Origin of the sequence: Nostocoides sp. F2B08, assembly GCF_009184895.1 — a bacterium.
Taxonomy (GTDB): domain Bacteria; phylum Actinomycetota; class Actinomycetes; order Actinomycetales; family Dermatophilaceae; genus F2B08.
The window spans coordinates 720,812-740,082 of sequence record NZ_WESE01000001.1 but is presented as its reverse complement, the minus strand read 5'-3'; the positions used below and the strand labels follow the sequence as shown (position 1 = coordinate 740,082).

Genomic DNA, 19,271 nt, shown 5'->3' with positions numbered 1-19,271 from the left:
CTCAGCCCGCTCGGCTCTCCGCGTCGCGTGTCAGGCCGGGCGTCACGCCAGGTGTCTCGGCGACGGCCAGCGCGGCGCCGATCTCCCGCAGCCCGTCGAGGTCGTGGATGTCCTGAGCCGCGGCAGGCACCTCGGTCACCGGGATCCCGGGGTGACCGGCGACGAACCGCGTCGTCTGGGCGTGGTGACGCTCGGCGGTCTCGGCGAGGTCGGCGTGCACCCGCAGGAGTCCTTCGGTGAGCCCGGCGGTCGCGGAGCCGGTCCCCGCGACGCTGGCCTCGCCGAGCACCTCGGCGGCGGCGTCGGCCCGACCAGCGGAGAGACCGGCCGCGGCCAGGCGCTGGACGCGGTTGACGATGACGCCGGCGAGCGGCATCCCCTCCTGGTCGAGCCGGTCGACGAAGTAGGAGGCCTCGCGCAGGGCGTCGCGCTCGGGTGCCGCGACGACGACGAATGAGGTTCTCGAATCCTTGAGCAGCGCATACGTCGCTTCGGCCCGTTGCCGGAAGCCGCCGAACATGGTGTCGAGGGCCGCCACGAAGGTCTGGACGTCCCCGAGCAGCTGCCCGCCGAGCAGCTTCGTCATGACGGCCGTCGTCAGGGTGATCCCCCCGGTGACGACCTTGAGGTATGCGCGTCCCCCCGCTCGGGCGGGGGCCATCAGCAGGCGGATGAACCGGCCGTCGAGGAAGGACCCGAGTCGCTTGGGTGCATCGAGGAAGTCCAGGGCTGAGCGGGACGGGGGTGTGTCGACGATGATGAGGTCCCAGGTGCCGTGCTCGGCCGCTTCGTGGCTGAGCTGTGACAGCTTCTCCATCGCCATGTACTCCTGCGTGCCGGCGAACGAGCTCGAGAGTGCCTGGTAGAACGGGTTCGCGAGGATCTGCTCGGCCTTCTCCGGCGTGGAGTGGCTGAGGACCACCTCGTCGAAGGTCCGCTTCATGTCGAGCATCATCGCGTCGAGCGAGCCGCCGGCCGCGGTATCGATGCCGAGCACCGGCCGGGGGGTGTTGTCGAGCTCGGACAACCCGAGGGACTGGGCGAGCCGGCGGGCCGGGTCGATGGTCAGGACGACGACGCGTCGTCCGGTCTCGGCCGCCCGCACGCCGAGGGCGGCGGCGGTGGTGGTCTTGCCGACACCGCCGGAGCCGCAGCACACGATGATGCCGGTGCCGGGGTCGGCGAGCAGCCGGTCGATCTCGATGGGAGCGGCCTCGGGAGCATGGGTGTCACGGGTCATCAGACGATTCCCTCCTCGATGAGCGCGTCGGCGAGGACGGCGAGGCCGCCGTCCTCCACGCCGCCGGGCAGGGTGGGCAGATGGGCGAGCGGCAGACCCTGCTCGGCGAGGACGGCGTCCTCCTGGGCCTGGAGGGCGACGCGGTCGGCGAGGTCGTGCGCCTGAGCGAACAGTCCGCGCACCATGACCTTGGTGGCCTTGACGCCCGCGCCGGTCAGGTCGGTGCGCACCGCTTCGACGGCCTCCGCGCGCCCGGCGACCGTGTCCGCGGAGATGGCGGCCAGTTCTTCGTCGGTCAGGAGGGGATCGCGCACCTGGTTGACGATGATGGCGCCAACGGTGAGCTCCGCGGTCCGCAGGTCGGCGATCGCGTCGATGGTCTCCTGCACCGGCATCTCCTCCAGCAGGGTGACGAGGTGCACGGCGGTCGTGTGGTGGCGGACCATCCGGTTGACCGACTCGGCCTGGTTCTTGATGGGGCCCACGCGGGCGACCCCCGCGACCTCGTGGTTGACTCCGAGGAAGCGGACGATCCGACCCGTCGGGGGTGCGTCGAGGACGATCGCGTCGTAGACGAGGTCCCCAGAGCGCCGGCCCTTGGTGCGCCGTCCGGCCGCCTCGTAGATCTTGCCGATGAGCAGCACGTCGCGGACCCCGGGCGCGATGGTCGTCGCGAAGTCGATCGCGCCGGCCTTCTCGAGGATCGACCCGGCCCGGCCGAGCTTGTAGAACATCTGGAGGTACTCCAGGAGTGACTTCTTGGCATCGACGGACAGGCCGTAGACCTCTCCTCCGCTACGGTCCGCGAAGATGCGCTCCTCGGCGCCGGACAGCGGCGGCACGTTGAAGGTCTGGGAGATGCCCTGGCGGCCCTCGACCTCGGCGATGAGCACGCGCTTGCCCTGGCGTGCGAGGGCGACGGCGAGCGCGGCCGCGACCGTGGTCTTGCCCGTGCCGCCCTTGCCGCTGACGATGTGCAGCCGGGTCGAGGCGAAACGCCCCGCGGATCCTGGATCAGCCATGCCTGTCAATGTATGCACTGCGCGCGGGCGCCTCTCGCACCCCGGGCGGCGAACGTGGCCGATCCCACGTCGGAGGCTCTTCTCGCGAGGTCCGGCCGCAGGGCCGGGGATAGGGTGAGCGCCATGGCTGAGACAACGAAGTGGGAGTACGCCACGGTGCCGCTCATCGTCCACGCGACCAAGCAGATCCTCGACCAGTGGGGCGAGGACGGCTGGGAGCTCGTGCAGGTGCTCGTCAACCCGGACAGCGGCGGCCTCGTCGCCTACCTGAAGAGGCCGCTCGCATGAGCGCGGTGGAGGACCGTCTCGCCGAGCTCGGGCTGAGCGTTCCCGACGTCGCGGCGCCGGTCGCCGCCTACGTGCCCGCGGTGCGCGACGGCGATCTCGTGTTCACCTCCGGGCAGCTGCCGATGGTCCAGGGCTCGCTCGTCGCGACCGGCAAGGTCGGGGACGGCGATGGGTTGGTGACGCCCGAGCAGGCAAAGGAGCTCGCGGCGATCTGTGCGCTCAACGCCGTCGCCGCGGTCAAGTCCGTCATCGGCGACCTCGACTCGGTCTCGCGCGTCGTCAAGGTCGTCGGGTTCGTTGCGAGCGACCCCGCCTTCACGGGACAGCCAGGGGTCGTCAACGGCGCGTCGGAGCTCCTCGGTGCGGCCTTCGGCGACGCCGGGGTGCACGCTCGGTCGGCGGTGGGCGTCGCATCACTGCCTCTCGACGCCCCGGTCGAGGTCGAGATCACGGTCGCAGTCCGCTGACAGGGCCGGATCGGTGCGTGACTTCCCCGTCTCGGGCAGCAGGTGGCTGACCGAGCAGGCGGCGCGGTGGGAGCGCGGTGAGCTCGAGCCGGCCGCGGTGGCACTCGCCTCGACCGTGATGCTCGTGCGCGCCGATGCGCGAGGAGGGGAGTCGTCCGCGCTCGAGGTGTTCCTCCAACGGCGGGTGGCCTCGATGGAGTTCGCGCCGTCGATGCTCGTCTTCCCGGGTGGGCGCGTCGACCCGCGCGACGCGCGAACCGACGTGCGGTGGGCCGGGCGCTCGCCGCGGCAGTGGGCCGAGATCCTCGGTGTCGGTGAGGACGAGGCACGTGAGCTCGTGACGGCGGCCGTGCGGGAGCTCTTCGAGGAGTGCGGCGTCCTGCTTGCCGGGCCGGACGAGCACTCGGTCGTCGCCGACGTCAGCTCGGCGGTGTGGCACGAGAGGCGGATGGCGTTGACGCGGCACGAGATCTCGCTCGCCGAGGTGCTCAGCGACGAGGACCTCGTCCTGCGCAGCGACCTCCTCGCGTACCGCGCCCACTGGGTGACCCCCGTCTTCGAGCCGCGGCGCTACGACACGCGGTTCTTCGCGGCGGCGGTGCCGGAGGGGCAGGTGCCGGATGCGCAGACGAGTGAGGCGGACCACGCCGACTGGGCCGACCCGGCGGCCACGGTGGCGGCGCTGGACCGGGGCGAGGTGATGATGCTGCCCCCCACGCGGGTCGCGCTCGAGGATCTCGCGGTCGCGGGGTCCGTCACCGAGGTGGTCACCGACGCCGCGGACGTCATCCGAGTGATGCCCGAACTCGTCCCGCTACCCGACGGCCTCGTGCTCCGCACCCCGCTGCCGGCGCCCTCCGGCGAGCCCACCGGGGACCGCTCGGGGGACCGGTGAGCGCCCTTCCTCCCGTCTCGACCACCGCCGACTGGGCGGGTGGGCAGGTCACGACCCACGCGTACTGCGTGCTGGCACCCAACCCCGGGCCGATGACGCTGGACGGGACGAACACGTGGGTGGTCCTCGGGGAGGGGGCGACCGAGGCGATCGTCATCGACCCCGGACCGCTCGACGAGGACCACCTCGCGCGGGTGCACGGGCTGGTCACGGAGCGTGGCGCCAGGGTCGCCGAGACGATCCTCACCCACGGCCACCTCGACCACAGCGAGGCCGGCCCTCGGTTCGCCGAGCTCACCGGCTCCCGGCTGCGGGCCGTGGGGCGAGGTCACGACGACCTCGCCGACGGCTCGGTGGTCCGCACCGACGGAGTCGAGCTGCGGGTCGTCGCGACGCCCGGGCACACCTCGGACTCGGTCTCGTTCGCCCTCGCGGCCGACCATGCCCTGCTCACCGGCGACATGGTGCTGGGTCGGGGCACCACAGTGGTGGCCCACCCCGATGGGGAGCTGGCCGCATACCTCGCCTCGCTCGAGCGGATCCGCACCCTCACGGGTGGTGGAGAGGTGGCCACGATCCTCCCCGGACATGGTCCGGTGGTTCCGGACGCGAGCGCCATGGTCGACTACTACCGGGTCCACCGGGCGGAGCGGCTCGAGCAGGTCCGCGCGGCCCTCGCGGACGGGGCGGCCGACGAGGACGACCCCGTCGAAGGAGTCCTGCGACGGGTCTATGCCGAGGTGCCCGAGGCGGTGTGGCCGGCGGCGCGGCTCAGTATCCGGGCGCAGCTGGACTACCTGGCCCGCTGACGACCTGGGCGGCGGGGTCCGCCGTCAGCGCGCGCGGCGCTGCAGGCGCTCGACGTCCTGGAGCAGGACCGCGCGGGCCTCCAACTTGAGCCAGCCGCGAGAGGCGAAGTCCGCGAGGGCCTTGTTTACCGTCTCGCGCGAGGCGCCGACGAGCTGGGCCAGCTCCTCCTGGGTCAGGTCGTGGGCGACCATGACTCCGTTGTCCACCGGGCGACCGAAGCGACGCGACAGGTCGAGCAGCGCCTTCGCCACCCGGCCCGGCACATCGGTGAACACGAGGTCGGCGATGCTCTCGTTGGTGCGGCGCAGCCGTCGCGCCAACGCGGCGAGGAGCGTGCCGGCCACGTGGGGACGACCCGAGATGAACTGCTGCAGCTGCTCGTTGGAGAGGCCGAGGATCTGCGTCTCCGCGATCGCTGTGGCCGTCGCGGTGCGAGGGCCGGGATCGAACAGCGACAGCTCGCCGAACATCTCGCCCGGTCCGAGGATGGCCAGCAGGTTCTCACGACCGTCGGCCGAGGTGCGGCCGAGCTTGATCTTGCCCTCGGCGATGACATAGAGCTTGTCTCCCTGGTCCCCCTCGTGGAAGAGCACGTCGCCGCGCTCCATCCGGGACCGGACCATGCTCCCCATCAGGGTCCGTGCCGCCTCGTCGTCCAGGGCGGCGAACAACGGTGACCGCCTCACCACATCGAGATCCACGCGGCCAGTCTGCCATGAGCGGAGGTGCTCCGGGCGGGTGCCTCGTACGGTCCTCGTGTCGCGACGGGGCTACTGTGGCCCCGTGCCGACGATCGACGAGACCCCGCTGGCCCGCACCCGCCGCGCGCGTCGCATGTACCGGCTGCTCCACGACCGATACCCCTATGCGCACTGCGAACTCGACTTCGAGACGCCACTGCAGCTGCTGGTCGCGACGATCCTCTCGGCGCAGACGACGGACACCGGAGTCAACAAGGTCACCCCGGTGCTGTTCGCCCGGTACCCCACCGCCGCCGACTACGCCTCCGCCGACCGGGCCGAGATGGAGACGATCATCAAGCCGACGGGGTTCTTCCGTGCGAAGACCGAGTCCCTCATCAAGCTCGGGGCGGCTCTCGTCGAGCGCTTCGACGGCGAGGTCCCCGGCCGTCTGAAGGATCTCGTGACCCTTCCCGGGGTGGGTCGCAAGACCGCCAACGTCGTCCTCGGCAACGCCTTCGGCGTTCCGGGCATCACGGTGGACACGCACTTCGCGCGCCTGGTCCAGCGGTTCGGCTGGACCGACGAGACGGACCCGGTCGCCATCGAGCACGCCGTCGGTGCGCTGTTCCCCCGGCGAGACTGGACGATGCTCTCGCACGTGCTGATCTTCCACGGCCGGCGCACCTGCCACGCCCGGCGCCCCGCGTGCGGGGCGTGCCCGGTGGCACGCCTGTGTCCCGCCTACGGCACGGGCGAGACCGACCCGGCCAAGGCCGAGCGGCTCCTCAAGTACGAGCTGGCGCCGGTCGTCGAGGTCTCCCGTGGCTGACGCGTTCCACCCACACCGGCCCGAGTGGATGGCCCGGGTGCTGACGCGCGTCGACGAGGACCCGCCGCACTATTTCCAGATGTTCCGGCCGCCGCCCGACCCGCCGCGCCGGTCAGCGGTTCTGATGCTCTTCGGTCCCGACCCCCGCGGGGGTGCGGATGTCGTGCTGACCGAGCGCGCGCATACCCTCCGCTCGCACGCGGCCCAGGTGTCCTTTCCCGGCGGAGGGCTCGAGGACGGCGACGACGGTCCCGTCGACGCCGCCCTGCGTGAGGCCGAGGAGGAGGTGGGCGTCGAGCCCGCCTCCGTGGACATCGCCGGGTCCTTGCCCCCGCTGTTCCTCGGACCGAGCGGCCACGCGGTCACTCCTGTTCTGGCATGGTGGCCCACACCCGGCCCCATCGGCGTCGTCGACGAGACCGAGGTCGCCCGTGTCGTCCGGGTGCCGGTGAGCGAGCTGCTCGACCCGGCCAACCGGTTCCACGCGGTCCATCCCAGCGGCTACCGGGGACCGGCCTTCGAGACGCACGGCCTGTTCGTATGGGGCTTCACCGCGATGCTCCTGACGGTCCTGTTCGACCTCGCCGACCTCACGATGCCGTGGGACGAGACTGCCGAGCGCGAGCTGCCCGAGCACATCATCAGTGCGTGGATGCGCGGTCAGACCTGACCGTTCGCGACCCGGTGCGTCACCCGAGGGCGTCGAGCCAGGCCAGCAGGAGGCGCGAGGTCGCGTCCGGAGCCTCCTCCGGTACGAAGTGGCCGACGCCCGCGAGGGTGTGCGCCGAGAACGTGCCCCCGACGTACCGGGCGCTGCGCGGCATGAGGGCGGGCAGCACGACCGGGTCCTCGCCCCCGTGGATCGCGAGGACGTCGAGGGGGAGCGGGGTGGCCATCGCCGCCGCGAGCCGGCGGCCGCTGGCGCGCAGCTGGGCCCGGACCAGCCAGCGGTAGTGCTCGGCCGCGCAGTCGGCGACGAACGGCTGAGCGAGCGCGACGGTGTACCGACGGACCTCCTCCTCGGATGGGAACGGCTCCGGACGAGCCGCCCCCGAGCCGGAACCCGAGCGCAGCCGCTCCTCGACATAGCCGCCGCGGACCATGCCGCGCTCGGGGACGACCGGGGTCTGCATACCCGCGAGGAAGCGGCCGGCGACCACCTGCTGCGGGTTGCTCAGCAGGGCGCGGCGCATGACCCGTGGGTGCGGCATCGAGATCGTCGCCAGAGCGCGGCAGACGCGCGGATGGAGGTATGCGGTGGCCCAGGCGATCCAGCCGCCCAGACCGTGCCCGACGATCACGGCGGACTCCTCGCCGAGCGATCGCACGACAGCGGCGGTGTCGGCGCTCGCGGTCCACGTGTCGTGTCCCTTCGGCGGCTTGTCGGAGGCGCCGAAGCCGCGCAGGTCCAACGCCGCGACGCGGTAGCCGGCGGCGCCGATCGTCTCGAGCTGGTGCCGCCACATCCACCAGAACTGGGGGAACCCGTGCAGGAACAGCACCAGGGGTCCCTCACCCTGTTCGGCGAGGTGGAACCGCGAGCCGTGCGCGGCGACGAAGCGATGGGTCCACGGGCCGCGGACGAGGATGTCCTCGAGGCCCTCCGGTGACGTGCTCAGAGCAGGCTCAGCCGTCACGAACCGGTGGCGTCCTTGACCGCATCGACGGTCAGCTGCGCCTGGGCGATCGCCTTCTCGGGCCTCGGCTTCGCGGTGTTCAGGGCGTTCCTACCGAGCATGGCGAGCGCGGCCGCGACGATGAAGAGGATGACGGTGACGATGAGGTAGCCGGCCCACACCGGGAGCCACACTCCGATCACGCGGGCCAGCGTGTGGAACAGGAAGGTGAGTCCGAACACCGCGAGCACACCGGCGCCGACGAGCAGACCGACGCCCTTGCCCATGACCTTGGCGCCCTCGGAGACCTCGGCCTTGGCGAGGGCGACCTCGGACTTGATGATGCCCTGGATGTCGTGGCTGGCGTCAGCGACGAGCTGGCCGATCGTCCGCTCGTTCTCCCGCAGGTCCTCGTGGCGGCTCATCGATTCCTCGCAGATCTTCAGACGTTGGCCGGTTGCGCGCCCCGGCCGTCGGACTCGTCGACCTTATCGCGGGTCCGGTCCGGCTGCGTGTGCCACGCGATGAACGGCGGATGCCGATCGGGCAGGTCGAAGGGGTCCTCGCGCGATCGGTAGACTGTGCCACCCATCGACCGGTCCACCGACAGCTCCACCGACACGTCCACCGACACTGCGCCCGCTCCCGGGTGCGCGCAGACCGACCGCCCGCGTACCCGACCTCGGAAGCGAACACCGACTCGTGATACTCGTCTGGCTGCTGGCCGCGCTCGCGCTCGTGCCGCTGATCAGCCTGCCCCTGACGGGTCGGATCGGGCGCCGGACCGGCTATCCGCTCGGTGTCGTCTTCCTGCTGATCGCCGCCGCGTTGGTCCCGACCGCTCGTGACGTCGTCGGCGGGACGCCTGTCACGTTCTCCGCGCCATGGGTGCCGAGCCTCGGCCTCGAGCTCGGCCTGCGGCTCGACGGGCTGTCCCTCGTGTTCATCGCGCTGGCGCTCGTGATCGGGGCGCTCGTCTTCCTGTACTCGCCGACGTACTTCCAGAGCGGCACCCAGCGCGGCTTCTACCTGATCATGTCGGGGTTCACCTTCAGCATGGTGGCGTTCGTCCTGAGCGACGACCTCGTGCTGATGTTCCTCACGTGGGAGCTCACCTCCCTGGCGTCGTTCCTCCTGATCGCGCGCAGCGGTCAGGCCGGTGAGCCGGCCTCCATGCGCACGATGCTCATGACCTTCGTCGGCGGCCTGACCCTGCTCGCCGCGGTCGGGTTGACCATCGCACGGACGGGCACGACCGACTTCTCCTCGGCGATGGCCTCGGACGTGTGGCAGAGCGATCCGGCGTTCACCGCGGTCGTCGCGGTGCTGGTCGCGGTCGCCGGGTTCTCCAAGGCAGCCCAGTTCCCGTTCCACATTTGGCTGCCGGACGCCATGGCGGCGTCCACCCCCGTGAGTGCGTACCTGCACGCGGCCGCCGTGGTCAAGGCGGGCATCTACCTCCTCATGCGGTTCACCGCGATCTTCCACGGGGTGCCGATCTGGACGATCCTGCTCGTGGGAGTCGGTCTGTTCACGACCTGTCTCGGCGCGTGGTTCGCCCTTCAGCAGACGGACCTGAAGAAGCTGATGGCCTACTCCACGGTGAGCCAGCTCGGCCTGATCACGGCCACCATCGGCGTCGGCACCGAGTTCGCCATGGCGGCCGCGGTGATCCACACGATCGCCCACGCGGGTTTCAAGTCGGGCCTCTTCATGCTCATGGGCATCGTCGACCACCAGGCCGGAACCCGCATGATCGACCGCTTGCCGGCGTTGCGGCATGCGATGCCCTGGACCTTCGCCGCGACCGCCATCGGACTGGCATCGATGGCGGGTATCCCGCCGATGCTCGGGTTCATCTCCAAGGAGAAGATGTTCGCGGCGTTCCTCGAGACTCCCGGCCCGACGTTCGTGCCGGGGCTCGCTCTGGGCGTCGCGGCCTTCGGAGCGGTGCTCACATTCGCCTACAGCGGCAAGATCCTCTTCGGCGCCTTCATCGACGGCGACGAGCCGGCACCCTCCGTCCAGGAAGGGTCGTGGCTGACCATCGCCCCCGCCGCCCTCCCGATCGTCATCGGACTCCCGCTGGCCTTCGTGGTATCGGTGTTCGAAGGTCCGGTGCTGGCCGCGGTGCGAGCCGTGTGGCCAGACTACGAGGGCTCGGTCTCCTTCTATCTCTGGCACGGGGTGACCGTCGAGCTCGTCGTCACCCTCGGTGTGTTCGTCGCGGGAACGGCGATCATCCTGCGCCGGGCCCGCCTCCGCCCGATCGTCGAGCACCCCACCTTCCCCAAGGACGGAGCCGCGGTCCTTGCGACCGTCAACCGCTGGCTGGACCGGCAGGGTATGCGGCTGGTGGACCTGGTCCGCGCGGACTACCCGTCCCGTCATCTCGGACCCATGCTGGTCTCGCTCGCCGTCCTCATCGGCGTCGGATCGCTGGGCCTCTGGCTCGTCGACGAGGTCGCCCCACTGCAGTCCGGACTGAACCGGCCGGTGGATCTCGGCATCCTCGTCATCGCCGTCGTCGGCACCCTCGCCCTGTGCCGCACGCGCTCCCGCATCGGCGGGGCTGTTCTTCTCGGTGGGATCGGCATCGCCATGACGGTTCAGATCTTCACCCTCGGAGCCGCCGACGTGGGTCTCACCCAGCTCCTCGTCGAGGTCCTCACGGTCATCGTCATCATGCTCGTCCTGCGCAAGCTGCCGCTCGAGTTCAGCGACGGCATCCACCCGAAGAACCGCCGCAACGCCGTGATCGCGGTGGGAGCCGGGGTCGCCGCCGCGCTCGCGTCGTTCACCCTGATCGGCCGCCGCGAGCGCTCCGCGGTGGCGGACTACTACGTGGAGAACGCCCCAGAGGTGACCGGCGGCGACAACATCGTCAACGTGATCCTCGTCGAGTTCCGGGCGCTCGACACCTTCGGCGAGCTCGTCGTGCTCGGGATGGCCGGCATAGCGATCATGGCCGTGCTGGCGACCATCCCCCGCAGGTTCCTCGACCCGAGACCCGACCCGTCCCCGGAGTCCCCGGCCACCTACGTGCCACCGCCCGTGGTGGAGCTCGATGCGAAGGGCACCCGCGCATACCAGGCTCTCGAGGACACCCGCGCCAACACCGAGGCACTGCGCCTGCTCCAGAAGCCGCTCGTCCCCGTCCTGATCGGCATCTCGGCCGTCCTGTTCTGGCGGGGCCACAACGCGCCGGGTGGTGGCTTCATCGCCGCGCTCGTGGCGGCCTGCGCCGTCGCCTACGTCTACATGGCCAAGACCGCCGACGCACCCGTCTCACGTCCGCGCACCCCTGTCTTCCTCATCGCCGGCGGCGTGCTCACCGCCCTGGCCGCAGGCTTCCTCGGGTACACCTCGGGGCAGTTCCTCGAGCCCCTGTACGGCTACCTCGGCCCGATCGGCCTCTACAGCTCGATGCTCTTCGACGTCGGTGTCTACACGGCCGTCCTCGGACTCGTCATGGTTGCGTTCAACGTCCTCGGCACCCCGAGCGACGAGGGGCAGGAGCCGGACTCCGCGGCGGCGACCGACGAGGAGGTGGCGCGCCGATGATCATCGCGCTCACCATCGGTGTCCTCGTTGCCGGCGGGACCTATCTGCTCATGCACCGGAGCCTGATCCGGATCGCGTTCGGCGTCGGCGTGCTCAGCCATGCGGTCAACCTGTTCATCCTCACCGCGGGGGTGCCCGTCTACCGGGACGAGCCGATCGGCGACGAGATGACCGCCTCGATCGCCGCCGACCCCCTGCCGCAGGCCTTCGTCCTGACGGCCATCGTCATCACCCTGGCGCTGACGGTGTTCCTCCTCGCGATGGCGGTCATCGGGCGCAACGACAACACCCATCGCATTCCCGAGACGGGGGAGGAGCACGACCGGTGAACGCTCCCTACCTCCCGCTCTTCGTCGCCCTGCCGCTCGTCGCGGCGGGGGTTGCGTCGCTCGTCCCGGGGCGGCTCCTGCACCGTAGCCTGCTGCTCCTGGGCCCCGTGCTGACCGGTATTGGAGGCGTCTGGCTGCTGAGCCTTCACCTGACCGACATGCCCGTCGCCGTGGCACAGGTCGGTGGCTTCGTGCCCGGGATCGCGATCCCGTTCGTCTCGGACACCCTGACGGCCGTCATGCTCACAGTCACCGGGCTGACGACCGCCGTCGTCCTGACCTTCGCGATGCGCACCGGGGAGAGCTCGCTTCCATACTTCACCCCGTTGGCCCTGATCCTCACCGGCGGCGTGAACGGCGCCCTGCTGACCGGTGACCTGTTCAACCTCTTCGTCTTCGTCGAGGTCATGCTTCTCCCGTCGTATGCGCTGCTCGCCATGACCGGGACGTGGCGCCGCCTCGGGGTCGGTCGCCTCTTCCTGACCGTCAACCTCGTGACATCGGCGATCTTCCTGATCGGGATCGGCCTGCTGTATGCGGCGGCCGGGGCGGTCAACACAGCCGCCCTGGCGGGGGTCGCGGGGGAGGACCCGCGCGTCGCGCTCGGGGCGAGCGTCATCCTCCTCGCGCTGCTCATCAAAGCGGCTGCAGTGCCGGTGCACGGGTGGCTTCCCCGCGCCTACCCGGGCACCTCGGCGGCGATCATGGCCCTCTTCGCGGGGCTGCACTCCAAGGTCGCGCTGTACGCGATCTACCGCATCTACACGGTCGTCTATGACGCCACGTCGACCTACCTGCCGATCCTGCTCACCATTGCGCTCGCAAGCATCCTGGTGGGGTCGTGGGCCTCCTTCGGTGGCGACACCATCCGGCGGGTGCTCGCCTTCCAGATGGTGGCCGGTGTCGGCTACATCCTGCTCGGCGTCGCCCTCTCGACGGCGGCCGCTCTCGCAGCGGGGCTTTTCTACATGGTCCATCACATCCTGACGGTGGGTGCGCTCATCCTCGCCTCGGGCGCGATCGAGCGGACCTACGGTTCGGGCAACCTGACCCGGCTGGCGAACCTGCTCCGCCGGGAGCGGGGCCTGGCATGGATCTTCGGCCTGGCCCTGCTCTCCCTCGTCGGGTTCCCGCCCTCGTCCGGGTTCTGGGGCAAGGTCTCGCTGGTGATGGCGGCCACCCAGTCCGACGCGGTGGTCGCCACGGTCGTCATCGCCGTCATCATCGGCGCGAGCATCATCTCCCTTCTCGCGCTCCAGCATCTCTGGCGCGAGGTGTTCTGGGGACCGCCGATGGAGCTCTACCGGCCAGCCGACCCCCTCATCCACGAAGGTGATCCCAATCGTCCCGTGCACCTGCCGGAGTGGGTGCGCATCCCACGCGGCGACCTCGTCCCGGCGGCCACCATGCTGGGCCTGTCGCTGGCGATGTTCCTCGCGGCCGGGCCGCTGTTCGACATCGCGGGTGAGGCGATCGCCGGCATCCTCGACCCGACCGCCTACATCGAGGCGGTGTTCCCGTGATCAGGCTCTGGTACACACTGCGATACGTCGTGTGGCTCGCTCTCGAGGTGCTGCGTCAGTCGGTCCGGCTCGGACGTGACGTGCTCACGCCCGGTCTCGAGATCTCGCCGTCGATCATCGAGTTCCCCTTGCGAGCGTCGAGCCGGCTCGAGGTCGCGTCGATCGAGAGCTCCATCACCATCACGCCGGGGACGCTGACGCTGGGTGTCTACGATCCGGCCGACGGGACCCCGAAGTCGCTGTTCGTGCACTTCCTGTATGCACACACCCACGAGGGCGCTGTCGCGGAGCTCCAGGCGATGGAGGAGCGGCTGCTCAAGGCCACCCGGGGCAGGGAGTGGGACCGCTCATGACCGTCGCATTCGGCATCGCCATCGCCATCATCGGCGTCTCAGCAGTTCTGGGCGTCATCGCCACCGTCCGGGCGAACTCGGATGCCAGTCGTGCCGTCATCGGCGATTTGTTGTTCTTCTCCGCGATTGCGGTGTTCATCCTCGTAGCCGCGATCGCGAACTCGGCCGTGGTCTTCGACGTCGCGGTGATCGCCAGCCTGCTCGGCATCCTCGCGACTCTCGCGCTGGGCCAGATGCTCACGAGAGGAAGGCGCTGAGATGACCGAGTCCGTCCTTGCCGTCGTGGCTGGAGCGTTGGCCATCCTCGGCGCTCTCGGGTTCCTCGTGAGTGCGGTCGCCATTCTCCGCGTGCGCGATGCGGTCAGCCGAGTGAACTCCCTGGGGCCTGCGACGGCGGTGGGCATGCCACTGATCCTGACGGCGGCTCTCATCCAGCAGAGCCTCCTGTCAGGTTGGGTCTGGGTCGACCTGGTCAAGGTCCTGCTCGCCATCGCCGGCTCGGTCATCGTGTCCTCGGTAGCGAGCAACACCCTTGGTCGGGCTGCGTATCGGTCCGGAGCGTCGTTGGATCCCAAGACCCGACCCAACGAGCTCGCCGGCCGCCGCTGACCGGGTCCGGTCCGATCGACGCGCTCGAGCGGGCACCGGCTCAGCCCGCCACGGACGGTGCAGCGGTGGCTACCACCCCGGATAGCCACCGCTGAACCGTCCGCCGCGATGTCAGGAACGAAGGCCGCCCGCCTGCCGTCAGTCGGCCGGCGTGGCCATGCCCTCCTTGATGAGGTTCATGACACTGGAGTCGGCGAGAGTCGTGACGTCGCCGACCTCGCGGTGCTCGGCGACATCACGAAGCAGGCGCCGCATGATCTTGCCCGAGCGCGTCTTGGGCAGCTCGGGGACGATCATGATCGTCCGCGGCTTGGCGATCGGGCCGATGTCCTTGGCGACGTGGTTGCGCAGCTCCTGGACGAGGTCACCACCCTCGCCGACCTCGTCGGCCTCCTCGACCGCCTCCTCGCGCAGGATGACGAAGGCACAGACCGCCTGCCCGGTGGTGTCGTCCGTCGCACCGACGACGGCGGCCTCGGCGACCTTCGGGTGCGCCACGAGGGACGACTCGATCTCCGCCGTCGAGAGCCGGTGGCCCGACACGTTCATGACGTCGTCGACGCGACCGAGGAGCCAGATGTTGCCCTTCTCGTCGTACTTCGCGCCGTCACCGGCGAAGTAGTACTCGGGACCGAACCGGCTCCAGTACGTGTCCTTGTACCGATCCGGGTCTCCCCAGATACCACGCAGCATGCCCGGCCAGGGCTTGGTCAGGACGAGGTACCCCACCTTCTCCGGCTCGTGCGTCGGCTGCCCCTCGTCGTCGAGGATCTCGGCGCTGATCCCCGGGATCGGACGCTGGGCCGAGCCCGGCTCGAGCTCGGTGACCCCCGGGAGCGGGCTGATCATGATGCCGCCGGTCTCCGTCTGCCACCACGTGTCGACGATGGGGGCCTCCCCGTGCCCGATGTGCTTGCGGTACCAGTTCCACGCCTCGGGGTTGATCGGCTCGCCCACCGATCCGAGCAGGCGGATCGAGGATAGGTCGAACTTCGCGGGGATCGAGTCGCCCCACTTCATGAAGGTCCGGATCGCGGTGGGCGCGGTGTACAGGATCGTCACGCCGTACTTCTCGACGATCTCCCACCAACGGCCCTGGTGCGGAGTGTCGGGGGTTCCCTCGTACATCACCTGGGTGGCGCCGTTGGCCAAGGGGCCGTAGACGATATAGCTGTGGCCCGTCACCCAGCCGACGTCCGCCGTGCACCAGTACACGTCGCTCTCGGGGTGGACGTCGTGGACGACGGAGTTCGTGTACGCAGCCTGGGTGAGGTAACCGCCACTCGTATGCAGGATGCCCTTGGGTTTCCCCGTCGTGCCCGAGGTGTAGAGGATGAAGAGCGGGTGCTCGGAGGCGTGCGGCTGCGCCTCGTGCTCGTCGGACGCAGCCGGGACGACGTCGTGCCACCAGACGTCCCGCCCCTCGTGCCAGGTGACGTCACCCTCGGTGCGGCGCACGACGAGAACCTTCTCGACCGACGACCCGCCGTCGAGAGCGGCGTCGACCGCGTCCTTGAGCGGCGCCGGCTTGCCCCGGCGGAACTGGCCGTCGGTGGTGACGACGACCTTGGCCTCGGCGTCCTCGATCCGCGATCGCAGCGCATCGGCCGAGAAGCCACCGAAGACCACCGAGTGAGGGGCGCCGATCCGGGCGCATGCGAGCATCGTGAACACCGTCTCGGGGATCATCGGCATGTAGATGGCGACCCGATCCCCGGTCGAGACCCCGAGGGCTTCGAGCGCGTTGGCGGTGCGCTTGACCTCCTGGGCGAGGTCCGCATACGTGATCGTGCGGGTGTCCCCGCCCTCGCCCTCGAAGTGGATCGCGACGCGATCCCCGTTGCCGGCCTCGACGTGCCGGTCGGCGCAGTTGTATGCGACGTTCAGCTCTCCCCCGACGAACCACTTGGCGAAGGGTGCCTCGCTCCAGTCGAGGGTGGTCTCGAAGTCGGTCGCCCAGGAGATGCGGCTGCGAGCCCGCTCGGCCCAGAACGCCTCGTAGTCGGCGTCGGCCTGATCGAACAGCTCGGGTCGGCCGTTGGCCTGGGCGGCGAACTCGGCGGTGGGGGCGAGACTGCTCTCGGTCATGGGGTCTCCTCACGAAGGTGGCATCGTCGGCACGTCCCCCTATCCAACGAGACAACACCGTCCGCGGCAACAGCGACCGTCGAGGAATCCGACCGGCGGGCGGCTCCCTCGCTCAGCGGTCGCGGCCGGCGCCGGACGACAACGTCAGGTCCGCAGCCGGTATCCCATGCCCCGGACGGTCTCGATGGTGTCGCTTCCGATCTTCTTGCGGAGGTAGCGGACGTAGACGTCGACGACGTTGCTGCCCGGGTCGAAGTCGTACCCCCAGACGTGACTGAGCAGCTGTTCTCTCGTGAGCACGTGCCCGGGATGGCGCATGAAGGTCTCGAGGAGGACGTACTCCCTCGAGCTGAGATCGCTCTCCTTGCCCCTCACCGTGACGCGTCGGGTGCGCATGTCGAGGGTGATGTCGCCCGCCGTGATGACGGTCGCCGCAGGATCGGCCGCGGTCGTCCCGTTCTGCGCGGTCCGCAGCCGGAGCCGGATGCGGGCCAGGAGCTCACCGAAGCTGAACGGCTTCTGCATGTAGTCGTCGGCGCCGCCCTCGAGCCCCGCGATCGTGTCGGCGACCGAGTCGCGTGCCGTCAGGATGATGACGGGCAGCGACGAACCGCCGTCGCGGATGCGGCTGAGCACCTCGAATCCGTCCATCCCGGGCAGGCCGATGTCGAGGATCATCAGGTCGAACTCACCCGTCAGCGCCATGGCCATCGCGGTCGGGCCGTCCTCGACGACCATCGGGCTCAGCCCGCTGGCGGTCAGGCCCTTGGCGATGAACGAGGCGATCCGGCTCTCGTCCTCGGCGACGAGGATCCGGCTCACCGGTCACTCCTTCCGTGGACCGAGGAGACGCTCCATGAGGGGCAGGTCCTCGGTGCGTGGGTGCGCGCGGTCGCGCAGCTGGGTGTCGTTGGCGGGATCCGGTGCAGGGAGGTCGCCGTCCTGGGAGCTCCGCTCTACCGTGATCACCTCGGTCAGTATGCCGGGTGTGCCGCTGCCCACCCGCGCTCGGGCCGGCAGCTCCATCATGAACTTCGCGCCGCCGGCGGGGGTCGCCGTCGTCACGCTCGCGGTCCCGTCGTGGGCCTCGGCGATGGCCCTGACGATGGCCAGGCCCAGACCCGTCCCACCGGCGCTGACCCCCGTCCCGGACTGGAACCGGTTCCAGATCCGCTCCCGGTCCGCGATCGGCACTCCCGGGCCGGTGTCGCGCACCCAGAGCTGGACGCCCTGGGCGCTGCTGGCGCACCCGAAGGCGATGACGTCGCCGGGTGCCGTCACGCGGTATGCGTTGCTCGCCAGCTGCAGGAGCGCCTGGGTGAGCCGTCGGGGATCGGCCTCGATGGTGATCGGCTCGCACGGATCGAGGAGCCACTGCCGCTCGCCCAGACCGCTCGCCTTGTCGCGGGCTTCCTCCACTAGCAGGTGCAGCTCGACCGGCTCGCGGGTGAGGAAGTCGGGCCGCTCGGCCTTGGCGAGCAGCATGAGGTCCTGGACCAGGAGGTTCATCCGGTCGAGCTCGTCGATCGCCAGGGCGCGCGTCGACTCGACGTCGGCCGGGTCATCGCCGTTCATCAGCTCGAGGTGCCCACGCACGATCGTGATCGGGGTCCGCAGCTCGTGGCCGGCGTCGTCGAGCATGCGTCGCTGGGCGCCGAGGGCGGCCTGGAGCCGGTCGAGCATGCGGTTGAAGGTGGCGCTCATTCCCGCCATCTCGTCCCCGCCGGTCACCGTCAGCCGCCGGTTGAGGTCGGTCTCGCTGATCAGGTCCGCGGTGGTGCTCAGCTCGTCGATGGGGGCAAGGATCCGCCTGGCGAGCATCCAGGCGGCGAGGATCAGGCCTAGCCAGGCCACGAACGCGGCCACCGCATACACGCGGATCGTGCCGTCGAGCTCGCTGTACTCGGCCCGCATGTCATGCGCGATCACGTAGTGCGAGAGAGCGCCGTTCAGCTCGATCGGGAGCACCGCATACAGGACGTCCGGGTGGGCTGGGGAGGAGTACGTGCCGTATGCGGTCGTCACGTGGCGCGTGACCTCCACCCTGAACGCCTCCTCGCCGTGGACCGCCCCCGCGGTGTCGGGAGGGACGATGGTCCCTCCCGGGACGTACCCCATGGAGATCTCGTTGGCATCGGGGATGTTGCGTTGCATCGCCACCGTGATGAGACGGTCCGGCTCGGCGAAGTCGAGGCCGGTCTCGGGATCGACGCCGTTGTCGGCGAGCTCTCTGAACTCACCGATCTCCTGTTGCAGACTGACGAACACGCTCTCCTGAATGCGCTCGCGCTCGAAGAGGAGCGCCGCGAGGCCGGCGGTGAGCAGGCCGATCGCCGACAGGACGGCGATCGACCCCACGATGCGCCGGCGCAGCGTCAGCCGGAAGCGTCGCGGAGCCCGAGCGGGCCCCGGAGCCATCGCCGCTGCATCCGTCGTCATCGTCGTCCGCCGTTCCGTCCTCTGTGCTCAGTCCCAGTGCTCAGTCGTCATCGTCGTCATCGTCGTCATCCTCGTCGTCGTCATCATCATCATCCGGCACGAGCACGGGCTGCTGAGGGACGACGGCGGTCGTTCGGGACGCGGTCGGGGTCGCCGGGGCGGTCGCGGTCTCGCTGGGCGAGGGCGCGGGAGAGGTGATCTGACCGGGAGCCGATCCGTCCGGAGTCGGCTCCAGGGTGACCGCGGGAGCGGGGGACTCGAGTTCGACGGGGTCGCCCAGCACAGGCTCGGTCCGTCCGCCTGCGAGCGCCACGAGGAGTGCCACGGCGGCTGCGGCGAGCACGCCCCAGCCGACCCAGACCATCCGTCCCGTCGTGACCATGGATCCATCCTCGCCCTTGGTCGGGCGTTGATCACGCTCGCAGCGATGACAGTCCTCTCATCTGCGATGAGAGTGCTCTCATCACCCGATCCGTCGTCCTCGCGCCGTGGCGCGCGCCCGGTCACCCGATGCGC

General features: G+C 70.1%; 22 protein-coding genes. 12 read left to right on the top strand and 10 right to left on the bottom strand.

Translation table 11 applies throughout. From position 1 onward, the window contains the following. Position 1: 1 nt before the first annotated feature. Complete coding sequence (locus tag GA707_RS03450; protein WP_152176969.1) at positions 2 to 1,240, bottom strand: ArsA family ATPase; 1,239 nt, start codon at positions 1,238 to 1,240, stop codon at positions 2 to 4. Next, positions 1,240 to 2,262: an ArsA-related P-loop ATPase gene (locus tag GA707_RS03445; RefSeq protein ID WP_152176968.1), complete on the bottom strand. Its 1,023-nt coding sequence runs from the start codon at positions 2,260 to 2,262 to the stop codon at positions 1,240 to 1,242. The genes GA707_RS03450 and GA707_RS03445 overlap by 1 nt, the downstream gene beginning before the upstream one ends. A 123-nt stretch (positions 2,263 to 2,385) precedes the next feature. On the opposite strand from GA707_RS03445, the gene GA707_RS03440 reads away from it, so the two are divergent. The 4 genes from GA707_RS03440 to GA707_RS03425 are packed head-to-tail and all read left to right on the top strand — an operon-like array spanning position 2,386 to position 4,721. After that, a complete protein-coding gene (locus GA707_RS03440) occupies positions 2,386 to 2,550 on the top strand; it encodes a DUF4177 domain-containing protein (RefSeq protein ID WP_152176967.1) in 165 nt (54 codons plus the stop codon). Next, complete coding sequence (locus GA707_RS03435) at positions 2,547 to 3,017, top strand: RidA family protein (RefSeq protein WP_152176966.1); 471 nt, start codon at positions 2,547 to 2,549, stop codon at positions 3,015 to 3,017. Before GA707_RS03440 ends, GA707_RS03435 begins: the two co-directional genes overlap by 4 nt. Before the next feature lie 13 nt (positions 3,018 to 3,030). Next, on the top strand, positions 3,031 to 3,912 hold the full coding sequence (locus tag GA707_RS03430; protein ID WP_152176965.1) for an NUDIX hydrolase: 882 nt from the start codon (positions 3,031 to 3,033) through the stop codon (positions 3,910 to 3,912). Then, positions 3,909 to 4,721, top strand: coding sequence for an MBL fold metallo-hydrolase (locus tag GA707_RS03425; protein ID WP_193315138.1), 813 nt, complete (start codon positions 3,909 to 3,911; stop codon positions 4,719 to 4,721). The genes GA707_RS03430 and GA707_RS03425 overlap by 4 nt, the downstream gene beginning before the upstream one ends. A 24-nt stretch (positions 4,722 to 4,745) precedes the next feature. On the opposite strand, the gene GA707_RS03420 is transcribed toward GA707_RS03425, so the two are convergent. Beyond that, positions 4,746 to 5,423, bottom strand: a complete 678-nt coding sequence (locus GA707_RS03420) for a Crp/Fnr family transcriptional regulator (protein WP_152176964.1) — start codon at positions 5,421 to 5,423, stop codon at positions 4,746 to 4,748. Between the two features lie 133 nt (positions 5,424 to 5,556). Between GA707_RS03420 and nth the strand changes: the two genes are divergently transcribed. Beyond that, a complete protein-coding gene (gene nth / locus GA707_RS03415) occupies positions 5,557 to 6,234 on the top strand; it encodes an endonuclease III (RefSeq protein WP_193315156.1) in 678 nt (225 codons plus the stop codon). Beyond that, positions 6,227 to 6,904, top strand: a complete 678-nt coding sequence (locus GA707_RS03410; protein ID WP_370459982.1) for a CoA pyrophosphatase — start codon at positions 6,227 to 6,229, stop codon at positions 6,902 to 6,904. Before nth ends, GA707_RS03410 begins: the two co-directional genes overlap by 8 nt. A gap of 19 nt (positions 6,905 to 6,923) precedes the next feature. Here GA707_RS03410 and GA707_RS03405 read toward each other — a convergent pair whose 3' ends face one another. The 3 genes from GA707_RS03405 to GA707_RS20695 are packed head-to-tail and all read right to left on the bottom strand — an operon-like array spanning position 6,924 to position 8,442. Next, positions 6,924 to 7,871: an alpha/beta fold hydrolase gene (locus GA707_RS03405; protein WP_226963492.1), complete on the bottom strand. Its 948-nt coding sequence runs from the start codon at positions 7,869 to 7,871 to the stop codon at positions 6,924 to 6,926. Then, complete coding sequence (locus tag GA707_RS03400; protein ID WP_152176962.1) at positions 7,868 to 8,275, bottom strand: phage holin family protein; 408 nt, start codon at positions 8,273 to 8,275, stop codon at positions 7,868 to 7,870. The genes GA707_RS03405 and GA707_RS03400 overlap by 4 nt, the downstream gene beginning before the upstream one ends. 17 nt (positions 8,276 to 8,292) lie before the next feature. Beyond that, positions 8,293 to 8,442, bottom strand: coding sequence for a hypothetical protein (locus GA707_RS20695; protein ID WP_193315137.1), 150 nt, complete (start codon positions 8,440 to 8,442; stop codon positions 8,293 to 8,295). 110 nt (positions 8,443 to 8,552) lie between these two features. Here GA707_RS20695 and GA707_RS03395 point away from each other — a divergent pair, with 110 nt between their 5' ends. Genes GA707_RS03395 through GA707_RS03370 form a run of 6 tightly spaced genes read left to right on the top strand, consistent with a single transcriptional unit; the run spans position 8,553 to position 14,228 of the window. Continuing rightward, positions 8,553 to 11,414 carry a DUF4040 family protein gene (locus GA707_RS03395; protein WP_152176961.1) on the top strand — a complete coding sequence of 954 codons (2,862 nt, stop codon included), beginning with the start codon at positions 8,553 to 8,555 and terminating at the stop codon, positions 11,412 to 11,414. Next, on the top strand, positions 11,411 to 11,743 hold the full coding sequence (locus tag GA707_RS03390) for a sodium:proton antiporter (protein WP_152176960.1): 333 nt from the start codon (positions 11,411 to 11,413) through the stop codon (positions 11,741 to 11,743). The genes GA707_RS03395 and GA707_RS03390 overlap by 4 nt, the downstream gene beginning before the upstream one ends. Next, complete coding sequence (locus GA707_RS03385) at positions 11,740 to 13,266, top strand: proton-conducting transporter membrane subunit (protein ID WP_152176959.1); 1,527 nt, start codon at positions 11,740 to 11,742, stop codon at positions 13,264 to 13,266. The genes GA707_RS03390 and GA707_RS03385 overlap by 4 nt, the downstream gene beginning before the upstream one ends. Beyond that, a complete protein-coding gene (locus GA707_RS03380) occupies positions 13,263 to 13,619 on the top strand; it encodes a Na+/H+ antiporter subunit E (protein WP_152176958.1) in 357 nt (118 codons plus the stop codon). Before GA707_RS03385 ends, GA707_RS03380 begins: the two co-directional genes overlap by 4 nt. Beyond that, complete coding sequence (locus GA707_RS03375; protein WP_152176957.1) at positions 13,616 to 13,876, top strand: transporter; 261 nt, start codon at positions 13,616 to 13,618, stop codon at positions 13,874 to 13,876. The genes GA707_RS03380 and GA707_RS03375 overlap by 4 nt, the downstream gene beginning before the upstream one ends. Before the next feature lies 1 nt (position 13,877). Then, positions 13,878 to 14,228, top strand: coding sequence for a monovalent cation/H(+) antiporter subunit G (locus tag GA707_RS03370; RefSeq protein ID WP_152176956.1), 351 nt, complete (start codon positions 13,878 to 13,880; stop codon positions 14,226 to 14,228). A 138-nt stretch (positions 14,229 to 14,366) separates the two neighbouring features. On the opposite strand, the gene acs is transcribed toward GA707_RS03370, so the two are convergent. From acs to GA707_RS03350, 4 genes are all read right to left on the bottom strand, one after another. After that, positions 14,367 to 16,316, bottom strand: coding sequence for an acetate--CoA ligase (gene acs / locus GA707_RS03365; protein ID WP_152176955.1), 1,950 nt, complete (start codon positions 16,314 to 16,316; stop codon positions 14,367 to 14,369). Positions 16,317 to 16,460: 144 nt separating this feature from the next. Continuing rightward, positions 16,461 to 17,138 (bottom strand): response regulator transcription factor, encoded by a 678-nt coding sequence (locus GA707_RS03360; RefSeq protein ID WP_152176954.1) that lies wholly within the window; start codon positions 17,136 to 17,138, stop codon positions 16,461 to 16,463. A gap of 3 nt (positions 17,139 to 17,141) precedes the next feature. After that, a complete protein-coding gene (locus tag GA707_RS03355) occupies positions 17,142 to 18,755 on the bottom strand; it encodes a cell wall metabolism sensor histidine kinase WalK (protein ID WP_152176953.1) in 1,614 nt (537 codons plus the stop codon). A gap of 40 nt (positions 18,756 to 18,795) precedes the next feature. Then, positions 18,796 to 19,137, bottom strand: coding sequence for a hypothetical protein (locus GA707_RS03350; RefSeq protein ID WP_152176952.1), 342 nt, complete (start codon positions 19,135 to 19,137; stop codon positions 18,796 to 18,798). Positions 19,138 to 19,271: the final 134 nt, after the last annotated feature.

What these genes read in the sequence shown, in the direction of transcription:
- GA707_RS03390 (WP_152176960.1), top strand. Translation starts at nt 11,411, where the DNA reads ATGATCATCGCGCTCACCATCGGTGTCCTCGTTGCCGGCGGGACCTAT.
- GA707_RS03370 (WP_152176956.1), top strand. Translation starts at nt 13,878, where the DNA reads ATGACCGAGTCCGTCCTTGCCGTCGTGGCTGGAGCGTTGGCCATCCTC.
- nth (WP_193315156.1), top strand. Translation starts at nt 5,557, where the DNA reads ATGTACCGGCTGCTCCACGACCGATACCCCTATGCGCACTGCGAACTC.
- GA707_RS03440 (WP_152176967.1), top strand. Translation starts at nt 2,386, where the DNA reads ATGGCTGAGACAACGAAGTGGGAGTACGCCACGGTGCCGCTCATCGTC.
- GA707_RS03355 (WP_152176953.1), bottom strand. Translation starts at nt 18,755, where the DNA reads ATGACGACGGATGCAGCGGCGATGGCTCCGGGGCCCGCTCGGGCTCCG.
- GA707_RS20695 (WP_193315137.1), bottom strand. Translation starts at nt 8,442, where the DNA reads ATGGGTGGCACAGTCTACCGATCGCGCGAGGACCCCTTCGACCTGCCC.
- GA707_RS03400 (WP_152176962.1), bottom strand. Translation starts at nt 8,275, where the DNA reads ATGAGCCGCCACGAGGACCTGCGGGAGAACGAGCGGACGATCGGCCAG.
- acs (WP_152176955.1), bottom strand. Translation starts at nt 16,316, where the DNA reads ATGACCGAGAGCAGTCTCGCCCCCACCGCCGAGTTCGCCGCCCAGGCC.
- GA707_RS03450 (WP_152176969.1), bottom strand. Translation starts at nt 1,240, where the DNA reads ATGACCCGTGACACCCATGCTCCCGAGGCCGCTCCCATCGAGATCGAC.
- GA707_RS03350 (WP_152176952.1), bottom strand. Translation starts at nt 19,137, where the DNA reads ATGGTCACGACGGGACGGATGGTCTGGGTCGGCTGGGGCGTGCTCGCC.
- GA707_RS03375 (WP_152176957.1), top strand. Translation starts at nt 13,616, where the DNA reads ATGACCGTCGCATTCGGCATCGCCATCGCCATCATCGGCGTCTCAGCA.
- GA707_RS03445 (WP_152176968.1), bottom strand. Translation starts at nt 2,262, where the DNA reads ATGGCTGATCCAGGATCCGCGGGGCGTTTCGCCTCGACCCGGCTGCAC.
- GA707_RS03435 (WP_152176966.1), top strand. Translation starts at nt 2,547, where the DNA reads ATGAGCGCGGTGGAGGACCGTCTCGCCGAGCTCGGGCTGAGCGTTCCC.